Consider the following 16,065-nt stretch of genomic DNA (forward strand, 5'->3'; position numbering starts at 1 on the left):
GCTACTGTTCTTCGAGTCGGTCCTGCAGGTCCGCGAGCGCGTTCATCGCTTCTATCGGCGTCATCGTCGCGACATCGAGCGAGGCCAACCGCTGTGCCACTGCTTCCGGTAACTCTCCCTTGACGGCGGCCCCGTTCGTCCGAAGCGCCTCCTGTATGTGGCCGTCCGCTCCACCCTCGCTGGCCGAAGCCGCCGCTGCTCCGTTCTCCGTCGGTCCAGTCGTCTCCGTGGCGGCGGAATCCGTGTCGGTGTCGCCCGCCTCGGCATCCGCCAGAAGGTCCCGCGACCGCTCGACGACGGATTCGGGGACGCCAGCCATGCTCGCCACCTCGACACCGTAGGAGGCCGCCGCGGGGCCGGGTGCGAGTTCGTGGTCGAAGCGAACGTCGCCGTCCTCGCGGCTGGTCTCGAAGTGGCGGTTGGTCGCGCCGGGCAGCGCCGCGGCGACGGCAGTCAGGTCGTGGTGGTGGGTCGCAAACAGCGTGTACGCGCCGATATCGTCGTGGAGATGCTCGGTCACGGCGCGAGCGATAGCCAGCCCATCGGCTGTCGACGTGCCGCGGCCGACCTCGTCCAGCAGGACCAGTGAGTCTTCGGTCGCCGCGTCCAGAATCGTCGCCAGTTCGGTCATCTCGATCATGAAGGTCGAGCGGCCGCCGGCGATGTCATCGCTGGCCCCAACGCGGGTGAAGACGCGGTCGAGTATCGGTAGATCGGCCGCCTTCGCGGCGATAAAGCTTCCCGCCTGTGCGAGCAGGCAAATCAACGCGACCTGCCGCATGTACGTCGACTTCCCGCTCATGTTCGGCCCCGTGACCACCCCGAGGAAGGGCTGTCCATCGTTCGTGGCGACGCCATCACCGCTTCCGTCTCCGTTCGCTGGGACTGGCCCGCTCCCCAGATGCGTGTCGTTGGGGACGAAGGCGTCCTCGGTCCGCTCGACGACCGGGTGGCGGCCGGCGGTGATGTCGATGCCATCGCTGCCGACTGTGGGTCGGCAGTAGTTGTACTGCGCCGCGACTTCGGCGAACGAAACAAGCACGTCGAGGCGGGCGAGGCGGTCTGCAAGGGCCTGCACGCGCTCGGCCTCGTCGGCCACCTCGTCCCGGACCGCACAGAACAGGTCGTACTCCAGGTCGTCGGCTGCGCTCTCTGCTCGCAGGATTTCGTCCTCGCGCTCCTTGAGTTCCGGCGTGTAGTAGCGCTCGCTGTTCTTCAGCGTCTGGCGGCGCTGGTAGTCCTCGGGGACGGCATCGAGATTGGCGTTTGTCACCTCGATGTAGTAGCCGTGGACGGAGGTGTGCCCGACCTTCAGCGAGTCGATGCCGGTCCGCTCGCGCTCGCTCGCTTCCAGTTCGTCAATCCACGCCTTGCCGGACTGCTCGGTCGAGCGGAGCCGGTCCAGTTCCTCGTCGTAGCCTTCGCGGATGACGCCGCCTTCGGTCACCTGCTGTGGCGGGTCCGGGCGGATCGCCGCCTCGATTTCCTCGCGGGTTTCGGCCAGTGGGTCCAGTGTCGCGTGCAAGTCCGCGAGTAGGCGGGCATCGGCGTCGGCAAGGTGGTCCTGGATGTCCGGTACGACTGACAGCGTTGCGGCCAGCGACCGGAGGTCACGGGCGTTCGCTCGCCCACGCGAGACGCGTGAGATGAGCCGTTCGAGGTCGTACACCTCCGCGAGCAGGGCTGAGAGCTCCTCTCTGGTTGCGGGGTCGCGCTGGAGTTCCGCAACCGCGCCGTGGCGGGCCTCGATGCGGTCGGCGTCGAGGAGCGGCCGCCGGAGCCAGTCGGTCAGTTTCCGCCGCCCCAGCGCACACGCCGTCTCGTCGACCGTGTCCACGAGCGTGCGGTTCTCGTGACCCCGGACCGAGCGCCGCTCGAACAGTTCGAGACTCTCGACGGCGACGGCGTCAAGCAGCATGTACTCCCGCGGGTCGTACCGCGTGAGGTGATTGAGGTAGTCGAGTGTGCCTGCGGGGTCGACATCTGGATCGACCGGCTCGCCGTCGGGTCCGACTGCCCCGCTGCTGCCGCGGGTGTACTCAGCGTAGGCCAGCAGGCCGCCACAGGCCCGGACTTCCGCGCCGCCGGCGAGCAGTCGATCCGGCGGGCCGAAGTACTGTCCCACCCGGTCCTCGGCGCGTTCCCTGGCAAAGGCGTCCGCGTCGTAGCGCGTCACCAGACAGGCCGGCCCGAAGACGGCGTCCCGGTCCACGTCGACGTCCGGCCCAACGATGGCTTCGGCGGGGCCGAACCGGCTGAGTTCGTCGGCGACGGCGCTTTCCGAGCCGACGCTCGTGGCGTAGCAGTCGCCAGTCGAGATGTCGAGCAGCGCCAGTCCGTACCGCTCGCCTGCGGCCAGAGCCGCGACGTAATTGTTGTCCGCCCCGCCCAGCAGTTCGCTCTCGGTGAGTGTGCCGGGGGTGACGATTCGTGTCACCGCGCGCTCGACCACGCCGCTGACCTCGTCAGGGTCTTCGACTTGGTCGGCGATGGCGACCCGGTAACCCGCGTCCAGCAGCGTCTCGACGTACGACTCGGCGTTGTCGATGGGGATGCCGGCCATCGGGTACTCGCCGGTCGAATCCTCGCGCTGGGTCAGCGTGATCTCACACAGTCGGGCGACCCGTTTCGCGGCCGCACAGAAGGCCTCGTAGAAGTCCCCGACCTGAAAGAGGACCAGCGCGTCGTCGTACTGCCGGCACAGCTCGTAGTACTGTGCCATCATCGGCGTCAGGTCCTCCTCGAGCTCGGCCATCTGCTCGGGCGGGCCAAGCGCAGCGTCCATACCGATTGGCAACAGCCGACACCTGATAGGCGCTCCGCTCTCCCTCGCCATGTGTGTAACGGCGACCAGCCACTAATTTTTATACCGTCCGGGAGACGTAGCCTGTATGTCACGTCGCGCCAACTACGCGCTCTGTGAGTTCCAGCAGCATCTCGGTCCGTCGGCGGACTCGCTCGACGTTCCCTGGGCCGATTTCACTGGTTATTCGACCGATCCGGTTTCCTTCGATATCCCTACCTCGTCGCCGGCAGATCCGTACGTCGAGATGCAGGTGTTCGATGTCGAGGATTTCAACCACGAAATCGTGGTCAACGGCGAACCGCTGTCGGGGTTCGATATCGCGCCCGGCGAGGGGTGGCAGCTCTGGATGGATACGATTGCACCCGAGCGACTCCACCTCGGCGAGAACACGATTCAGTTTCAGCGGAACACCGATTCCAAGGACGCCTTCGTCGTCGGGTCGGTCACAGTCCACTGGACGGAGCCCGTCGAATGAATATATAAACAGATCGACGCCGTTCTGGTGAGGCGTGCCAACAACTACCATTAATAATAGCCAGTACCACCTCTGTCGGGTGATTTCACCCGTTCTGGCTTGGGCAACCGGTGACCGCCGAGCGCCCTATATCCCCTACTTTTATATAGAACCACATGCAATCTTCGCTTGATTATGAGCCAACGCCAGATGCAGGGCCAGCCGATGATCATCCTGGGAGAGGACTCCCAGCGGATGAAGGACAAGTCTGCACAGGAACACAACATCTCGGCCGCTCGCGCGGTCGCCGAGTCAGTACGCTCGACGCTCGGCCCGAAGGGGATGGACAAGATGCTCGTCTCCTCGATGGGCGACGTCACCGTCACGAACGACGGCGTCACCATTCTCTCGGAGATGGACATCGACAACCCGACAGCCTCGATGATTGTCGAGGTTGCCGAGACACAGGAAGACGAGGCCGGTGACGGCACCACCTCCGCTGTCGCCATCGCAGGCGAACTCCTCAAGAACGCCGAGGACCTCCTCGAACAGGACATTCACCCGACGGCGATCATCAAAGGGTTCAACATGGCCGCCACGCAGGCCAAGGACGAACTTGACGACATCGCCACGGAAGTCGACCCCGACGACGAGGAACTCTTGAAGAAGGTCGCCGAAACCTCGATGACGGGCAAGGGCGCGGAGCTCAACAAGGAACTGCTCGCCCAGATCATCGTTGACGCGGTCAACGCTGTGACCGTCGAGGCCGAAGACGGCTCCGTCATCGCCGACCTCGAGTACCTCAACATCGAGACCCAGACCGGCAGCTCCGCCGGCAACTCCGAGCTCCTCGAAGGCGCAGTCATCGACAAGGACCCGGTCCACGAGGAGATGGCAACCGAGGCAGAGGACGCCGACGTCCTCCTCGTCGACACGGCCATCGAACTCGACGAGACCGAAGTCGACGCGCAGCTCTCCGTCGACGACCCGAGCCAGCTCCAGAACTTCCTCGACAAGGAAGAAGAGCAGCTCAAGCAGATGGTCGACCAGATCGCCGACACCGGCGCTGATGTCGTCTTCTGCCAGAAGGGCATCGACGACATGGCCCAGCACTACCTCGCCGAGAAGGGTATTCTGGCCGTCCGCCGCGCCAAGAAGTCCGACATCGAGTTCCTCAAAGAGGTTCTGGGTGCTCGCATCGTCTCCGATCTCGACTCCGCGACCGCGGAAGACCTCGGCCACGGCTCCGTCACCCGCGACGACGCCGAAGGCCTGTTCTACGTCGAGGGTAGCGGCGACGGAGCCCACGGCGTCACCCTCCTGCTCCGTGGCTCGACCGACCACGTCGTTGACGAACTCGAACGTGGTGTCACAGACGCGCTCGACGTTGTCGCGTCCACGGTCGCCAACGGCAGCGTCCTCGGTGGCGGCGGCGCACCTGAAGTCGAAGTCGCCCGCCGGCTCCGCGACTACGCCGACAGCGTCGAAGGCCGCGAACAGCTCGCCATCGAGTCCTTCGCCGACGCGCTGGAGATCATCCCGCGCACGCTCGCCGAAAACGCTGGTCTCGACAGCATCGACACGCTCGTCGACCTGCGCGCCGCCCACGAGGACGGCGACGTCAGCGCTGGCCTGAACGTCTTCTCCGGTGACGTCGAGAACACGCTCGACACCGGCGTCGTTGAGCCAGCACACGCCAAGCGACAGGCGATTTCCTCGGCTGCAGAGGCCGCGAACCTGGTCCTCAAGATCGACGACATCATCGCTGCCGGCGAGCTCTCGACCTCCGGCGGCGACGAAGGCGGCCCCGGCGGCCCCGGTGGCGCCCCTGGAGGCATGGGCGGCATGGGCGGCGGCATGGGCGGCATGATGTAAGCGAGGGGCCGAACGAAGTGAGGGCCCTCGAATAGTGAGCGGCGAAAGCCGCGAACCGCGAGGTTCTGAGCGACGCGAAGAACTTCGTATACGCGAGCGGGGGAACAGCGTGACCCGCAAACAACGTTGCTGATCAGACGAAGACTTTCTGAAAAACGCCGAAGCAACTCCGCTGGGCGTGCTTCGTCTCCTAACAGACCAGCCAGCAGACGATATTTTCGACCGCCTACAGTTCAATTTTCTACGGCTATGGACACGCTGTGACACCGCCGATATCGAGACGTGAAACCGGAGACACAATTAGGTATCTCTCTGCAAAGTATCGACTGTCCCGGTCCGTTTGGTGGGACGGACTGGTGACAGCGGGTGGGGACCTCTTTCCGTTTTAGGGCTGATTCGACAGTCGCTCGCGTTAGTCAGGTTGTGTCGTTCGGTTTCGGTGGCGTCGGTCTTCGAACACCACGTCCGTCGTTCCTAGGTCGCTGTAGCGGAGAATTTCGGTCATCCGGTAGGTATCCGTTCCGTCGTCGACTGTGTACTGGAGCGCGTAGCTCCGGATGACGCCGTTGGGCGTTACGGTCGCCGAGAGGGAGACGTTAGTCACACGGTCGACGGGACGAGTGGCGATCGCGCTGCTGTCGGCCGACCCGGTTCCTTTGATGCGATACAACGAAACGCCGTACAGTTGCTTGATGACCTCATCGCCGGGGCGGATAGACGTGATGTTGGTGGCGGAAAGCAACGCCATGAGACGCCCGTTGAACGTGGGTTCGAAGAACAGTGCGGCCCGGGGTGAGCGTGGCGGGCCACCGATGCCGCGACTGTCCGCGACCACTTCCGTCGATGTCGACCCGTTGACGGTCGTCCGTCTGAGCGCACGGCCGTCCCGCCAGGTGCTGTGAATTTCGCGCGCTGTCACACTCTGTCCGGATATCGTTCGGGTGGCCGTGTACGACTCGTACCCCGCGCTGATGCTGGCACGGGTCCGGACGCGCCTGTGCAGGCCGCTGCCGTTCATGACAGTCCTTGTGTGGTGGACTCGATAGGAGGTGTTCGAGAGCCGACTGACATGGGCGCGGCCGAGCGTGGTGGCGTTGATAACCTGGTCGCCGACAACGCCCGGGGCGCGTTGGGCCGGACTCGTCGGTGCGTCTGCCGTCGGGACTGGTGCTGGTGTCACCGTCTCCCTGGTAGCTGCGTCGTCCCCGAACAGCCCGGCACACCCGGCGCTCAGTAAACAGAGACAGACCACAGCAATCGCCACCCCGCGACGCATACCGATGACTGGTTGCGTGGTAATATAACCTCTGTGACGGCGGAGGGCTAAATATCGTCGAGTGTCAACATACCGTATGCAGACGCTGCTTCTCGGCGCGGACGCGGTCGAGGACCACGCGGCGATGCCGGCAGTCATCGACGCGGTTGCCGCGGCCTTCGCCGCCGATGCCAGGGAGAGCACAATTATGCCGGCCAAGTCCTACATCGACCTGCCGCAGTACAACGGCGACTTCAGGTCGATGCCGGCCTACGTCAACGCCGAGACGTGGGATGCCGCCGCGGTCAAGTGGGTCAACGTCCATCTGGACAACCCCCGCGACCACGACCTCCCGACCGTTCTTGGGACGCTCATCTACTCGGACCCCGAGACTGCGTTCCCGCTGGCTGTGATGGACGGCACAGTCTTGACACGCCTGCGGACCGGGGCGGCGGCCGTCGCCACCGACCATCTTGCCGTCGCCGACGCGGACTCACTCGGACTGGTCGGGGCCGGCACGCAGGCGTACACGCAACTGGACGCTATTTCGGCGGTCCGAGACATCGAGACGGTGGTCGTCGCCGACCGGGATAGAGAGAAACAGCAGGCGTTCGTCGACACGTTCACCGACCGGTTTGACGTGCGGGCGGGCCCCATCGAGGACGCCGCTGGCTGTGACGTGCTATCGACGATTACGCCCGTCGAGTCGCCCATCGTGGACCGTGAGTGGCTCGGCGAGTGCACACACGTCAACGCCATCGGGGCCGACGCCGCCGGCAAGCAGGAACACGACGAACGCACGCTCCTCGACGCGAAACTCGTCATCGATAATTACGAGCAGTGTACTCACTCCGGCGAAATCAACGTCCCGTGGGGCAGGGGTGTCCTGACCGATACTGACCTCCACGGGGAACTCGGAGACATCGTTGCGGGCACGCTTTCGGGGCGGACCGACGACGACGGGATCACGCTTTTCGACTCGACGGGGCTGGCTATCTAGGACGTTGCAGCCGCACACGTCGTCTACGAGAACGCCAGCGACGATGGCGACGGAACGGCGTTCTCACTTGTCGACACCGACGCGACCTGATTACGTCGAGGGCGTGAGCATCTCGGTCACTTTCGAGATGCCCCAGACGATGATAAGAAACGGCAAGAGCGGGACCAGCAGGACGAGCAGGCCGGCGAGCATCCCCCAGCCGAACACGTCCATCTCCTCGTTGCGACGGCTACCCGTCCCCGGCGTGACCGACCGGAGGGCCTTCGGCAGTCGTCCGCTGTCTTCCGCCTCGTCGTCAGGTGATTTTGCCATACCTTCTCTTGCATTGAGACGTGTATAAGCCTAGGCCCGACAGTTACATCGCACCGGCGACACCGCTGCCGATAGCGGCCCCGCAGTTGTCACAGGCGACGAGGTAGAACCGCTTTGAGGCAGTAAAGAAGCCGGTCGTCGACTCCATGTCGAGGAACTCCACATCCTCTTGGGCGTTCATTTCCGCGTCGCATTCGGGACAGTGAACCATCAGGCCGCACCTCCGTTGGACTTCGCGCCGGCGACGCCGCTACCGATAGTAACACCACAGGCCGCGCAGTTGGCAGTGTAGAAGCGCTTGGAGGCTTTGATAAACCCGGTGGTCGCGTCCACTTCAACGAACTCGATGTCGTCGGCCGTTTCGATCGAGGTCTCACAATCAGGGCAGTGTACCATACATTCCTGACACCTGCCGAGTCCGGCAAAAATCTTGTGTGGGCATCTGCTCTTCCGGTCAGCGTACTGGCGACGCTATCGGTTCGACATGCGGCACATCGGATATCACCGACGCCGCTACTGAGACCGAGCACCACTATCTGTGATAGCTGCGTACACCGATCATGCCGAGTCGAAGACTCTCGTTTCGTCTTGGCCGGCCGGAACTGGCTGAAGCTGGAGCATTCGTCCCAGTTCTTGAACTGAGTGCCGTGAACGGCTGTTGAACTCCGAGACACCCGAAACAGTGACAGTCTCCAACACGCAATGGTATGCTCACTGGGAATGTACCATGGGTAGCAAATCTGTCTTGGTCGTCGCAGCCGACGGGCTGGATACCGCCACTCTCGAATCTGCCCTCGCCGAGACGCCGGCTTCGGTCACGCACCTGTCGGACCTCACCGACCTCTTCGATACGCTCACCTATTCGGCGTTCCACGCGCTCGTGCTGCCCGAAACAGTCGATGGCCAGTCCGGAACCGATATCGCGTACGGTGTCAGGAAGCTGTTTCCCGACCTGCCGGTGATCATCGTTGGCGAGGACCCAGCGGCGGTCCCGGATGATCTTGAGGTGACGGCCGTCGAGCCGTCGGCACGTCTCGAAGACGCCGTCGCTGAGGCCGTCCGGGACAGTCTCGACGCTGAGCCACCGTCCGTTGCTGGACGCCCACCGTCCCCGATGGAGACGCTGTTACTCTCTCTGTTCAACGAGATTCCCGACCACCTGTATGCGAAGGACGACCAGGCTCGACACGTCCTGCTGGGCCGGGGGTTCAACGAGCCGACCGACCGGCTCGGCCTCACTGACGTCGAAGTCCCGGAACTGGTCGAGGAACACGCGAAAGCGGCCCTGCGTGACGAGATGGACGTTATCGAGGAGGAAACAGATCTGATCGAAGTGGAGGAGTTCCTCGACCTCGATGCGTCGTACGTCCGCACCCGCAAGATGCCGTGGTATGATCCCGCTGGCGACGTTCAGGGGATCGTCGGACACACGCAGGATATCACTGACCGAAAGCTCCGCGAGCACGCGTTTCGTCGCCAGAACGAACGGATGGTGAAAGTCGCACTCGTGGCGTCTCACGAGCTTCGAAACGAACTTCAGATCGCCTACGGCCGACTCGAAGAGCTGGCTGACTGCGATGGTTCGACTGCCGACATCGAGGAGTCGCTTTCCCAGATCTCTACGATTATCGATACCGTGGTCGAGCTCTCCACGAGCGACCCAAATGGCCCGGTCCAGTACGACGAGGTCGAACAGGTCCCAAAGCGGGAACACGTGTGGCTCTCACGTCTCAGTCGAGAGGTGTGGGACACGCTCGCCGACAGTGAGGCGCGCCTGACCTTCGACGGGGATACCCGTATTGTCGCCGATCAGGAGTCCGCCGGACTGTTGCTCCAGATACTGTTCCAGAACGCACTTGAACACGCCGGACCGTCGGTCACCGTCACTGTCGGTACGACGGCAGACGGTTTCTTTGTCGCCGATGACGGCCCGGGCATCGATGTCGAACCGCTGGAGCGCGTGTTCGACGCGGGTCACACTGCTGTCGCAGAGAACACTGGGTTCGGACTCTATGTCGCCAGACGGGTCGCCGCTGACCACGGTTGGACGGTCACAGCGACGGAGAGCGAGTCGGGCGGTGCCCGATTCGATATTGGAAACGTCGACTGTCCCGAATAGCGGGCGGCCAGTCGACCTGTGGCGACGCGATCGCTCTGTAAGCAGCTGGCTCCCCGGAGTCACGCCCGGTCGGCTTGTGTGTCGTGTGGCGAACCCTGATACCCTCCCGAAGGGAAAGGTATAGCACGGTCGCTGCCGGATGTTCCGATATCATGACCACGACCGGTGAGGAACGCGAGCGGGGGTTCGATCATACAGAGATCGAACCCCGGTGGCAGCGCACGTGGGACGAGGCCGACGTGTTCCGGATCGACGACGACGAGACCGACCCGGAGTACGTGCTGGCGATGTTCCCCTACACCTCCGGAAGCCTCCACATGGGCCACGTCCGGAACTACACAATCACGGATGCCTACGCCCGCTTTGAGCGGATGCGCGGCGAGAGCGTTCTCCACCCGATGGGGTGGGACTCTTTCGGCCTCCCGGCTGAGAACGCCGCCGAGGAACGCGACACCAACCCGCGGGACTGGACGATGCAGTGTATCGACTCGATGCGCGACCAGCTCACGGAGATGGGCTTTGGCTACGACTGGGACCGCGAACTCGCGACCTGTGAACCCGACTACTACCAGTGGAACCAGTGGCTGTTCAAACAGTTCCGCGAGGAAGGGCTGGTCGAGCGTCAGGCCGCCGAGCTGAACTGGTGTCCCTCCTGTGAGACTGTCCTCGCCGATGAGCAGGTTGAGGGCGAGGAAGAACTGTGCTGGCGCTGTGACACGCCCATCGAGGCCCGCGAGATGGACCAGTGGTTCTTCACCATCACCGACTACGCCGAGGAACTGCTCGAGGACTTAGACGACCTCGAGGGCTGGCCGAACAACGTCCGGGAGATGCAGCGCAACTGGATCGGCAAGCAAGAGGGCGCAAGCGTCGCCTTCGAGGTTGGCGACTACGGCGAGGTCGACATCTTCACGACCCGGCTGGACACCATCCACGGGGCGACGTTCTTCTCGCTAGCTCCGGGCCACCCTGTCGCACAGGAAATTGCCGAGGGCAACGACGAGGTCGCCGAATACATCGAAACGGCCGAACAGGCCGACGAGGACGAACTGGACGTGACTTCCGGTGTGTTCACCGGCGAGTACGCGACCAATCCCGCGACCGGTGAGGAGATTCCCGTCTACGTCGCCGACTACGTGCTGACCGACGTGGGGACCGGCGCGCTGTACGCCGTGCCGGCTCACGACGAGCGCGACCACGAGTTCGCGGAGGCCCACGATATCGATATCGTGCAGGTCATCGAACCGACTGACGACGCGGACGCTGATCCCGAAGACATCGACGTGCAGGAAGCGGCCTATCCCGAGGACGGCCTGTTAGTCGACAGCGGCGAGTTCGACGGACTCAGTAGTAACGAAGCCCGCGACCGCTTCGTCGAGGAGTTCGACGGCGAGCACCGCACGGAGTACAACCTCCGGGACTGGGGCATTTCCCGCCAGCGCTACTGGGGCACGCCGATTCCGATGATCCACTGCGACGACTGTGGCTACGTCGAAGTCCCCGACGAGGACCTCCCCGTCGAACTGCCGGAGTTCGTCCACACGACCGGGAACCCGCTGGATGCCGCAGAGGAGTGGAAACACGTCGACTGCCCCGACTGCGGGGAGAGCGCGGTGCGGGAAACGGACACGATGGACACCTTTGTCGACTCCTCGTGGTACTTCCTGCGGTACACCTCGCCGGAGATGGACGAGGCCCCCTTCGACGCCGAGCGAGCCAGCGACTGGATGCCGGTCGACCAGTACGTCGGCGGTATCGAACACGCCGTGATGCACCTGCTGTACGCCCGCTTCTTTACGAAAGTGCTGGACGACCTCGACATGGTTGATGGCGTCCGCGAGCCCTTCACCAACCTCACGAACCAGGGAATGGTGCTGGGCGAGGACGGCAACAAGATGTCGAAGAGTCTGGATAACGGCGTCTCACCCCAGCGCATCATCGAGGAGTACGGGGCCGACACGGCTCGGCTGTTCATCATGGAGGCCGCCCAGCCAGAGAAAGAATTCGCCTGGAGTCCTGAGGGTGTGCAGTCCGCCCACAGCTTCCTCCAGAACGTGTACACGCTGGTTTCGGCCTACGCCGAGGGTGAGGCGGGGACCGCCGCTGACACGGAGAATGGGGCCGACATCGCGGACTACGTCGCCCGCGAAATCGACGCGACGGCAGCGAATGCGACGGCGGAGTTCGAGGACTTCAGGTTCAACCACGCGCTGCAAGCCGTGCGGGAACTGGTGTCGCTACTGCGCCGCTATCAGGAGGCGACTACCCCCGACGCTGACACCTTCGAGCGCGGGCTGGCGACGGCCGCGAAACTGCTCGCTCCGGTCGCCCCCCACGCCGCTGAGGAGATGTGGGCCGAACTGGGCCACGACGACCTTCTCGCGGAGGCCGAGTGGCCGGCCGCTGAGGCGCCCGACGACTACAAGACGGAGCGTCAACTGATTGAGAACACCCGCGAGGACATCCGCGACATCGTCGACACGGTCGGCATCGAGGACCCACAGACGATTACGCTCGCGGTTGCACCGGAGTGGAAACACCGCGTCCTCGACCTTGCCCGGAACGCCGACGGCAACGTCGTCGGCACCGTCATGCAGGACGAGGAACTGCGCGAGCAGGGCGAGGCGGCCGCGGACTTCGCCAAGGAACTGGCCGGCCGTGCACAGTCGCTGGACGAGCAACTGCCGCCCGAGCGTGAACAGGCGGCGCTCGACCGGGCTGCGTGGCTCATCGAACGGGAGTTCGGCGCTGACGTGGTCGTTCGGGGTCCCGAGGAAGGGGACCCCGACCTCGTCAGCAAGGCCGGTCCCGGCCGTCCGGCCATTAACATCGACGAATAGCCCGCAGTCGTTCGATTTTCGTCTGTCGCGGTCTACTTGGCGCTGACCAGCCCAGTATCGACGAGGTCCTCGAAGACGCTCGCCGCGTGGCCGTCGGGGCCGACCCGCTCGTAGACGGCGACGACGCGTTCCTTCGCAATGACGTATGTCGTCCGCTGGCTCCGCCCGTCGACGAGCGGCACGTCGAACGCGTCACACAGCCGCCCTTCGGGGTCGGCCAGCAGGTCGAAACTGATGCCGTTCGATTCAGCAAAGTCGTGGTGGCTCTCGACGCCGTCGGTCGAGACGCCGTACACCGAGACACCGGCCTCCTCGAACCGATTTGCGTGCTCCTCGAACTGCGTCGCTTCCGTCGTGCAGCCGGCGGTGTCGTCCGCCGGATAGAAGTACAGCACCGTCGTCTCCTCGAAGCTGGGCTGGACTGCGTCGCCGTGCTGGTTTGTCGCCCTGATCGTCGGCACGTCGGTACCGGGTTCGAGTACCATCGTTAGTTTACGGGGATATCCGTCCCGTCGTCGTCCTCGCTGTGTCCGACCTTCGCCAGCCGAACGGTGAGAACGCCGCTGTCGTAGCTCGCGGTGGTCTCACCGTCGTCGACGGCTTCGGGGAGGCGGACCGACCGGCTCAGCGACTGTTGCCGACGCTCGCGCTGGACGTACTGACCGTCGGTCGATTCCCGCTCCTGGCTCGACGTGGCGCTGATGGTGAGCTTCCGGTCCTCGACAAGCTGGACGTCGATGTCCTCGCTATCGTAGCCGGGCAGGTCCGCGTGGACGAGGAAGGCGTCGCCCTCGTCGACGACGTCGACCGGGATAGCCCCCATGTCGACGCCAAACTGCTCTCCAAGCATATCGAACGCGCGCTCAATCTCGCTGAACGGATCGCGGTCAGACATACACGGGGGTACACAGGCCCGGGACTTAACGCTTGAAGCGGGGCCGGCGGTGTCTCGCCGGTTCAGTTGACGACCGTCTTGGAGTCATACGACCCGAGCCGGCGGACCCACCCTTTCCCGGCGATGGCCTCAATATCAGCGAGGGCCTCCTGTGTGCGCTGCTCGTAGAGGCCGGCCGAAATGTCGATGTGGAAGACGTAGTCTCCGAGCCGCTCGCCGCTGGGCCGGGATTCGACGCGGGTGAGGTTGATGTCGCGGTCGGCAAACGGCTCCAGCAGTTCAAGTAGGAGTCCGGGATAGTCAACGTCCGGGTAGACGATGAAGGAGGTCTTGCTGCCGGCCTCGCTGCGCTCGCTTTTGGGGGCGACGACGACGAAGCGGGTGGCGTTCGAGGACCGGTCCTGAATGTCCTCTGCGAGCACTTTCAGTTCGGTGCCGTTGGTCGCGTTCTCCGGGTGGCCGATCGCGGCGATGTCAGCGTCGCCACGGGCGCGCTCGACGCCGCGGGCCGTCGACGCGACGGCTTCGACATTGACGCCGGGGTAGTGCTCGTCGAGCCAGCCGCGACACTGGGCCAGCGCCTGGGCATGGCTGGCCACCAGCGAGAACGAGTCGTCCTGTGCGAGTAGGGCGTGGCGGATCGGCGTGATGATCTCCTCGACGACGGCGATGTCGTACTCCGCGAAGGCATCGAGCGATTCGGTGACGGAGCCTTCGATACTGTTCTCGACGGGGACGACGCCACGTTCGGCCTCGCCGTTGGCGACGGCCTCGACGATGGCGGTCACTGACTCAGAAAAGGAGATATTGTCGTCGGTGACTGCCTGTGCGGCGCGGTGGGAGTAGGTCCCCTCAGGACCCAGGGTAACAGTGGTCATACCCGGGGTACAGCGGTGGGAACCAAAAGAACCGTGGTCACCGGCAAGCGCTATCCCCTGTCGTCTGCCGTCGTTCAGGACAGCCGCGCCAGTTCTTCCTCAGTGAGGGCGATGGCGCTTGCGGCCACATTCTGTTCGAGGTGGTCGAGACTGCTGGTTCCGGGAATCGGCAGCGTCACGTCCGAGTGCCCCAGCAGCCACGCCAGCGCGATCTGATAGGGAGTGGCGTCGTGGCGCTGGGCGATTTCGTCGATACCGTCGACGCCGTCGAGGTCGCCAGCCCCTAGCGGGAACCACGGGATGAACCCGATGCCGTAGTTCTCGCAGGCTTCCAGCACGTCCTCGTCGTCGCGGTGGGCGACGTTGTACTGGTTCTGGACCGTCGCGATGTCGACGATGTCTCGGGCGCGGTCCAGTTGTTCGACGGAGACGTTTGAGACGCCGACGTGGCGGATCAGCCCCTCGTCCTTCATCTCGGCGAGCGCGTGAATCGAGTCCTCGAACGGCGTGTCGGGGTCTGGCCGGTGGTACTGGTACAGGTCGATAGGGTCCATCCGCAGGCGGTCCCGTGAGCACAGCAGGGCGTTGCGCAGGTAGTCCGGATCGCCGTGGGGCAGCCAGTCTGCGTCGGTGTTGCGGAGCAGGCCGCCCTTCGTTGCGATGACGAGGTCCTCGCGTTCGGTATCGAGCGCCTCACCGATGAGCCGCTCCGAGACGCCCGGTCCGTACGAATCCGCCGTGTCGATGAAGTCAACGCCGAGTTCGACCGCCCGCTTCAGCACGGCGTGAGCGTCCTCTTCGTCGTCCGGTTCGCCGATGACGTCATCGCCGGTGACCCGCATCGCGCCGAAGCCGAGCCGGCGGACTGTGAGTTCGCCACCGATATCGAACGTCTCACTTTGGTTTGTGACCATGTGAACACGGTTGTCCGCACGCCTGAAAACAGTCGCGCCGGCGCGGGTCGTCATCGCGGCTGGTGTTGATACCCCACGTTGACCGCTCACTCGCTGCTACGGTGGAACAGCGCGAGGTGAACGAGGAGATATCGCGAGGCATAAAAAACCGTCACGCTGGCGACGAAGGCAAACAGCGAGACGGCCGCAACCGACAGCCCGAACCCGGAGTCAACGAATGGGTTTCGACCCGTGAACGCGATGTATGCGGACACTGCGTCACCGCCGCCCAGCCCCACAGCGAACAGGCAAAGCGAGAGGACAATCGCCAGGCCGCCGGTTCCGAGGCCGACGTACCGCGCGAAGTCCTCGGCGTTGAGCGCCGCGTGCGCCTGTTGCTCAGTCAGCGGCGCGAGCCGGACTCGGTAGAGGACTGACCCGACAAGCAAGGTCGCACCGAACAACTGCAGGAACCCGCCGAACACCCCGAGCAACAGCACTTTCGGCGAGGCGACGCCGGGCTCAATCGATGGCAAAAACGCCGCGGTGCTGTCCGGATACAGACCGTAGATCGGTAGTAACAGCGCCAGCGCGCCAAGCAGAGCGCTCTGGAGCGCGAGCGTCCGCGGGACAGTCTGTCTGAGATACGAGTGGCGTTCGTAGCGGAGTCGTTCATACGTCGACCCCGAGATGATTGCCTGAGCGATGGTGTCGTTGGGCTGTGAATCAGTAGACATC

General features: G+C 64.2%; 14 protein-coding genes and 1 pseudogene. 5 read left to right on the plus strand and 10 right to left on the minus strand.

Going from position 1 to position 16,065, the window contains the following annotated elements; genetic code table 11:
- Window position 1 precedes the first annotated feature (1 nt).
- Window positions 2-2,785, minus strand: a complete 2,784-nt coding sequence (gene mutS / locus ACODNH_RS11365; protein WP_306710339.1) for a DNA mismatch repair protein MutS — start codon at window positions 2,783-2,785, stop codon at window positions 2-4.
- A gap of 106 nt (window positions 2,786-2,891) precedes the next feature.
- On the opposite strand from mutS, the gene ACODNH_RS11370 reads away from it, so the two are divergent.
- Both ACODNH_RS11370 and thsB read left to right on the plus strand, forming a co-directional pair.
- Window positions 2,892-3,281, plus strand: coding sequence for a DUF7383 domain-containing protein (locus tag ACODNH_RS11370; RefSeq protein ID WP_306710342.1), 390 nt, complete (start codon window positions 2,892-2,894; stop codon window positions 3,279-3,281).
- 174 nt (window positions 3,282-3,455) lie between these two features.
- Window positions 3,456-5,135, plus strand: coding sequence for a thermosome subunit beta (thsB, locus tag ACODNH_RS11375; protein ID WP_058993238.1), 1,680 nt, complete (start codon window positions 3,456-3,458; stop codon window positions 5,133-5,135).
- A 412-nt stretch (window positions 5,136-5,547) separates the two neighbouring features.
- On the opposite strand, the gene ACODNH_RS11380 is transcribed toward thsB, so the two are convergent.
- Complete coding sequence (locus ACODNH_RS11380; RefSeq protein ID WP_306710344.1) at window positions 5,548-6,411, minus strand: hypothetical protein; 864 nt, start codon at window positions 6,409-6,411, stop codon at window positions 5,548-5,550.
- Between the two features lie 76 nt (window positions 6,412-6,487).
- On the opposite strand from ACODNH_RS11380, the pseudogene ACODNH_RS11385 reads away from it, so the two are divergent.
- Window positions 6,488-7,480 (plus strand): annotated as a pseudogene (locus ACODNH_RS11385) (ornithine cyclodeaminase family protein).
- On the opposite strand, the gene ACODNH_RS11390 reads toward ACODNH_RS11385, so the two are convergent.
- The 3 genes from ACODNH_RS11390 to ACODNH_RS11400 are packed head-to-tail and all read right to left on the minus strand — an operon-like array spanning window position 7,481 to window position 8,098.
- Window positions 7,481-7,702, minus strand: coding sequence for a DUF7535 family protein (locus ACODNH_RS11390; protein ID WP_306710346.1), 222 nt, complete (start codon window positions 7,700-7,702; stop codon window positions 7,481-7,483).
- Window positions 7,703-7,745: 43 nt separating this feature from the next.
- Window positions 7,746-7,913: a hypothetical protein gene (locus ACODNH_RS11395; protein WP_005536532.1), complete on the minus strand. Its 168-nt coding sequence runs from the start codon at window positions 7,911-7,913 to the stop codon at window positions 7,746-7,748.
- Window positions 7,913-8,098 carry a hypothetical protein gene (locus ACODNH_RS11400; RefSeq protein ID WP_306710348.1) on the minus strand — a complete coding sequence of 62 codons (186 nt, stop codon included), beginning with the start codon at window positions 8,096-8,098 and terminating at the stop codon, window positions 7,913-7,915. Before ACODNH_RS11400 ends, ACODNH_RS11395 begins: the two co-directional genes overlap by 1 nt.
- 331 nt (window positions 8,099-8,429) lie before the next feature.
- Between ACODNH_RS11400 and ACODNH_RS11405 the strand changes: the two genes are divergently transcribed.
- Together ACODNH_RS11405 and leuS are read left to right on the plus strand one after the other, a co-directional pair.
- Complete coding sequence (locus ACODNH_RS11405) at window positions 8,430-9,821, plus strand: sensor histidine kinase (RefSeq protein ID WP_306710350.1); 1,392 nt, start codon at window positions 8,430-8,432, stop codon at window positions 9,819-9,821.
- A gap of 152 nt (window positions 9,822-9,973) precedes the next feature.
- Complete coding sequence (gene leuS / locus ACODNH_RS11410) at window positions 9,974-12,661, plus strand: leucine--tRNA ligase (RefSeq protein ID WP_434531393.1); 2,688 nt, start codon at window positions 9,974-9,976, stop codon at window positions 12,659-12,661.
- A gap of 32 nt (window positions 12,662-12,693) precedes the next feature.
- Here leuS and ACODNH_RS11415 read toward each other — a convergent pair whose 3' ends face one another.
- The 5 genes from ACODNH_RS11415 to ACODNH_RS11435 all read right to left on the minus strand — a co-directional run bounded on the left by ACODNH_RS11415 (window position 12,694) and on the right by ACODNH_RS11435 (window position 16,064).
- Window positions 12,694-13,146, minus strand: coding sequence for a peroxiredoxin (locus ACODNH_RS11415; protein WP_434531394.1), 453 nt, complete (start codon window positions 13,144-13,146; stop codon window positions 12,694-12,696).
- A gap of 2 nt (window positions 13,147-13,148) precedes the next feature.
- Window positions 13,149-13,556, minus strand: coding sequence for an Hsp20/alpha crystallin family protein (locus tag ACODNH_RS11420; RefSeq protein ID WP_434531395.1), 408 nt, complete (start codon window positions 13,554-13,556; stop codon window positions 13,149-13,151).
- A 62-nt stretch (window positions 13,557-13,618) separates the two neighbouring features.
- Entirely contained in the window at window positions 13,619-14,434 is an 816-nt protein-coding gene (gene pheA, locus ACODNH_RS11425; RefSeq protein ID WP_434531396.1) for a prephenate dehydratase, read from the minus strand.
- A 74-nt stretch (window positions 14,435-14,508) separates the two neighbouring features.
- The gene (locus tag ACODNH_RS11430; protein ID WP_434531397.1) at window positions 14,509-15,348 is read right to left on the minus strand and encodes an aldo/keto reductase; all 840 of its coding nucleotides are present in this window, start codon (window positions 15,346-15,348) and stop codon (window positions 14,509-14,511) included.
- Between the two features lie 86 nt (window positions 15,349-15,434).
- Window positions 15,435-16,064, minus strand: a complete 630-nt coding sequence (locus ACODNH_RS11435) for a hypothetical protein (RefSeq protein WP_306710362.1) — start codon at window positions 16,062-16,064, stop codon at window positions 15,435-15,437.
- Window position 16,065 lies beyond the last annotated feature (1 nt).

Source organism: Haloarcula sp. NS06, from assembly GCF_051122755.1.
Lineage (GTDB): Archaea > Halobacteriota > Halobacteria > Halobacteriales > Haloarculaceae > Haloarcula.

Excerpts from the sequence above, each read along its gene's own strand:
- mutS (WP_306710339.1), bottom strand. The coding sequence starts at position 2,785 with ATGGACGCTGCGCTTGGCCCGCCCGAGCAGATGGCCGAGCTCGAGGAG.
- ACODNH_RS11370 (WP_306710342.1), top strand. The coding sequence starts at position 2,892 with ATGTCACGTCGCGCCAACTACGCGCTCTGTGAGTTCCAGCAGCATCTC.
- thsB (WP_058993238.1), top strand. The coding sequence starts at position 3,456 with ATGAGCCAACGCCAGATGCAGGGCCAGCCGATGATCATCCTGGGAGAG.
- ACODNH_RS11380 (WP_306710344.1), bottom strand. The coding sequence starts at position 6,411 with ATGCGTCGCGGGGTGGCGATTGCTGTGGTCTGTCTCTGTTTACTGAGC.
- ACODNH_RS11390 (WP_306710346.1), bottom strand. The coding sequence starts at position 7,702 with ATGGCAAAATCACCTGACGACGAGGCGGAAGACAGCGGACGACTGCCG.
- ACODNH_RS11395 (WP_005536532.1), bottom strand. The coding sequence starts at position 7,913 with ATGGTTCACTGTCCCGAATGCGACGCGGAAATGAACGCCCAAGAGGAT.
- ACODNH_RS11400 (WP_306710348.1), bottom strand. The coding sequence starts at position 8,098 with ATGGTACACTGCCCTGATTGTGAGACCTCGATCGAAACGGCCGACGAC.
- ACODNH_RS11405 (WP_306710350.1), top strand. The coding sequence starts at position 8,430 with ATGGGTAGCAAATCTGTCTTGGTCGTCGCAGCCGACGGGCTGGATACC.
- leuS (WP_434531393.1), top strand. The coding sequence starts at position 9,974 with ATGACCACGACCGGTGAGGAACGCGAGCGGGGGTTCGATCATACAGAG.
- ACODNH_RS11415 (WP_434531394.1), bottom strand. The coding sequence starts at position 13,146 with ATGGTACTCGAACCCGGTACCGACGTGCCGACGATCAGGGCGACAAAC.
- ACODNH_RS11420 (WP_434531395.1), bottom strand. The coding sequence starts at position 13,556 with ATGTCTGACCGCGATCCGTTCAGCGAGATTGAGCGCGCGTTCGATATG.
- pheA (WP_434531396.1), bottom strand. The coding sequence starts at position 14,434 with ATGACCACTGTTACCCTGGGTCCTGAGGGGACCTACTCCCACCGCGCC.
- ACODNH_RS11430 (WP_434531397.1), bottom strand. The coding sequence starts at position 15,348 with ATGGTCACAAACCAAAGTGAGACGTTCGATATCGGTGGCGAACTCACA.
- ACODNH_RS11435 (WP_306710362.1), bottom strand. The coding sequence starts at position 16,064 with ATGTCTACTGATTCACAGCCCAACGACACCATCGCTCAGGCAATCATC.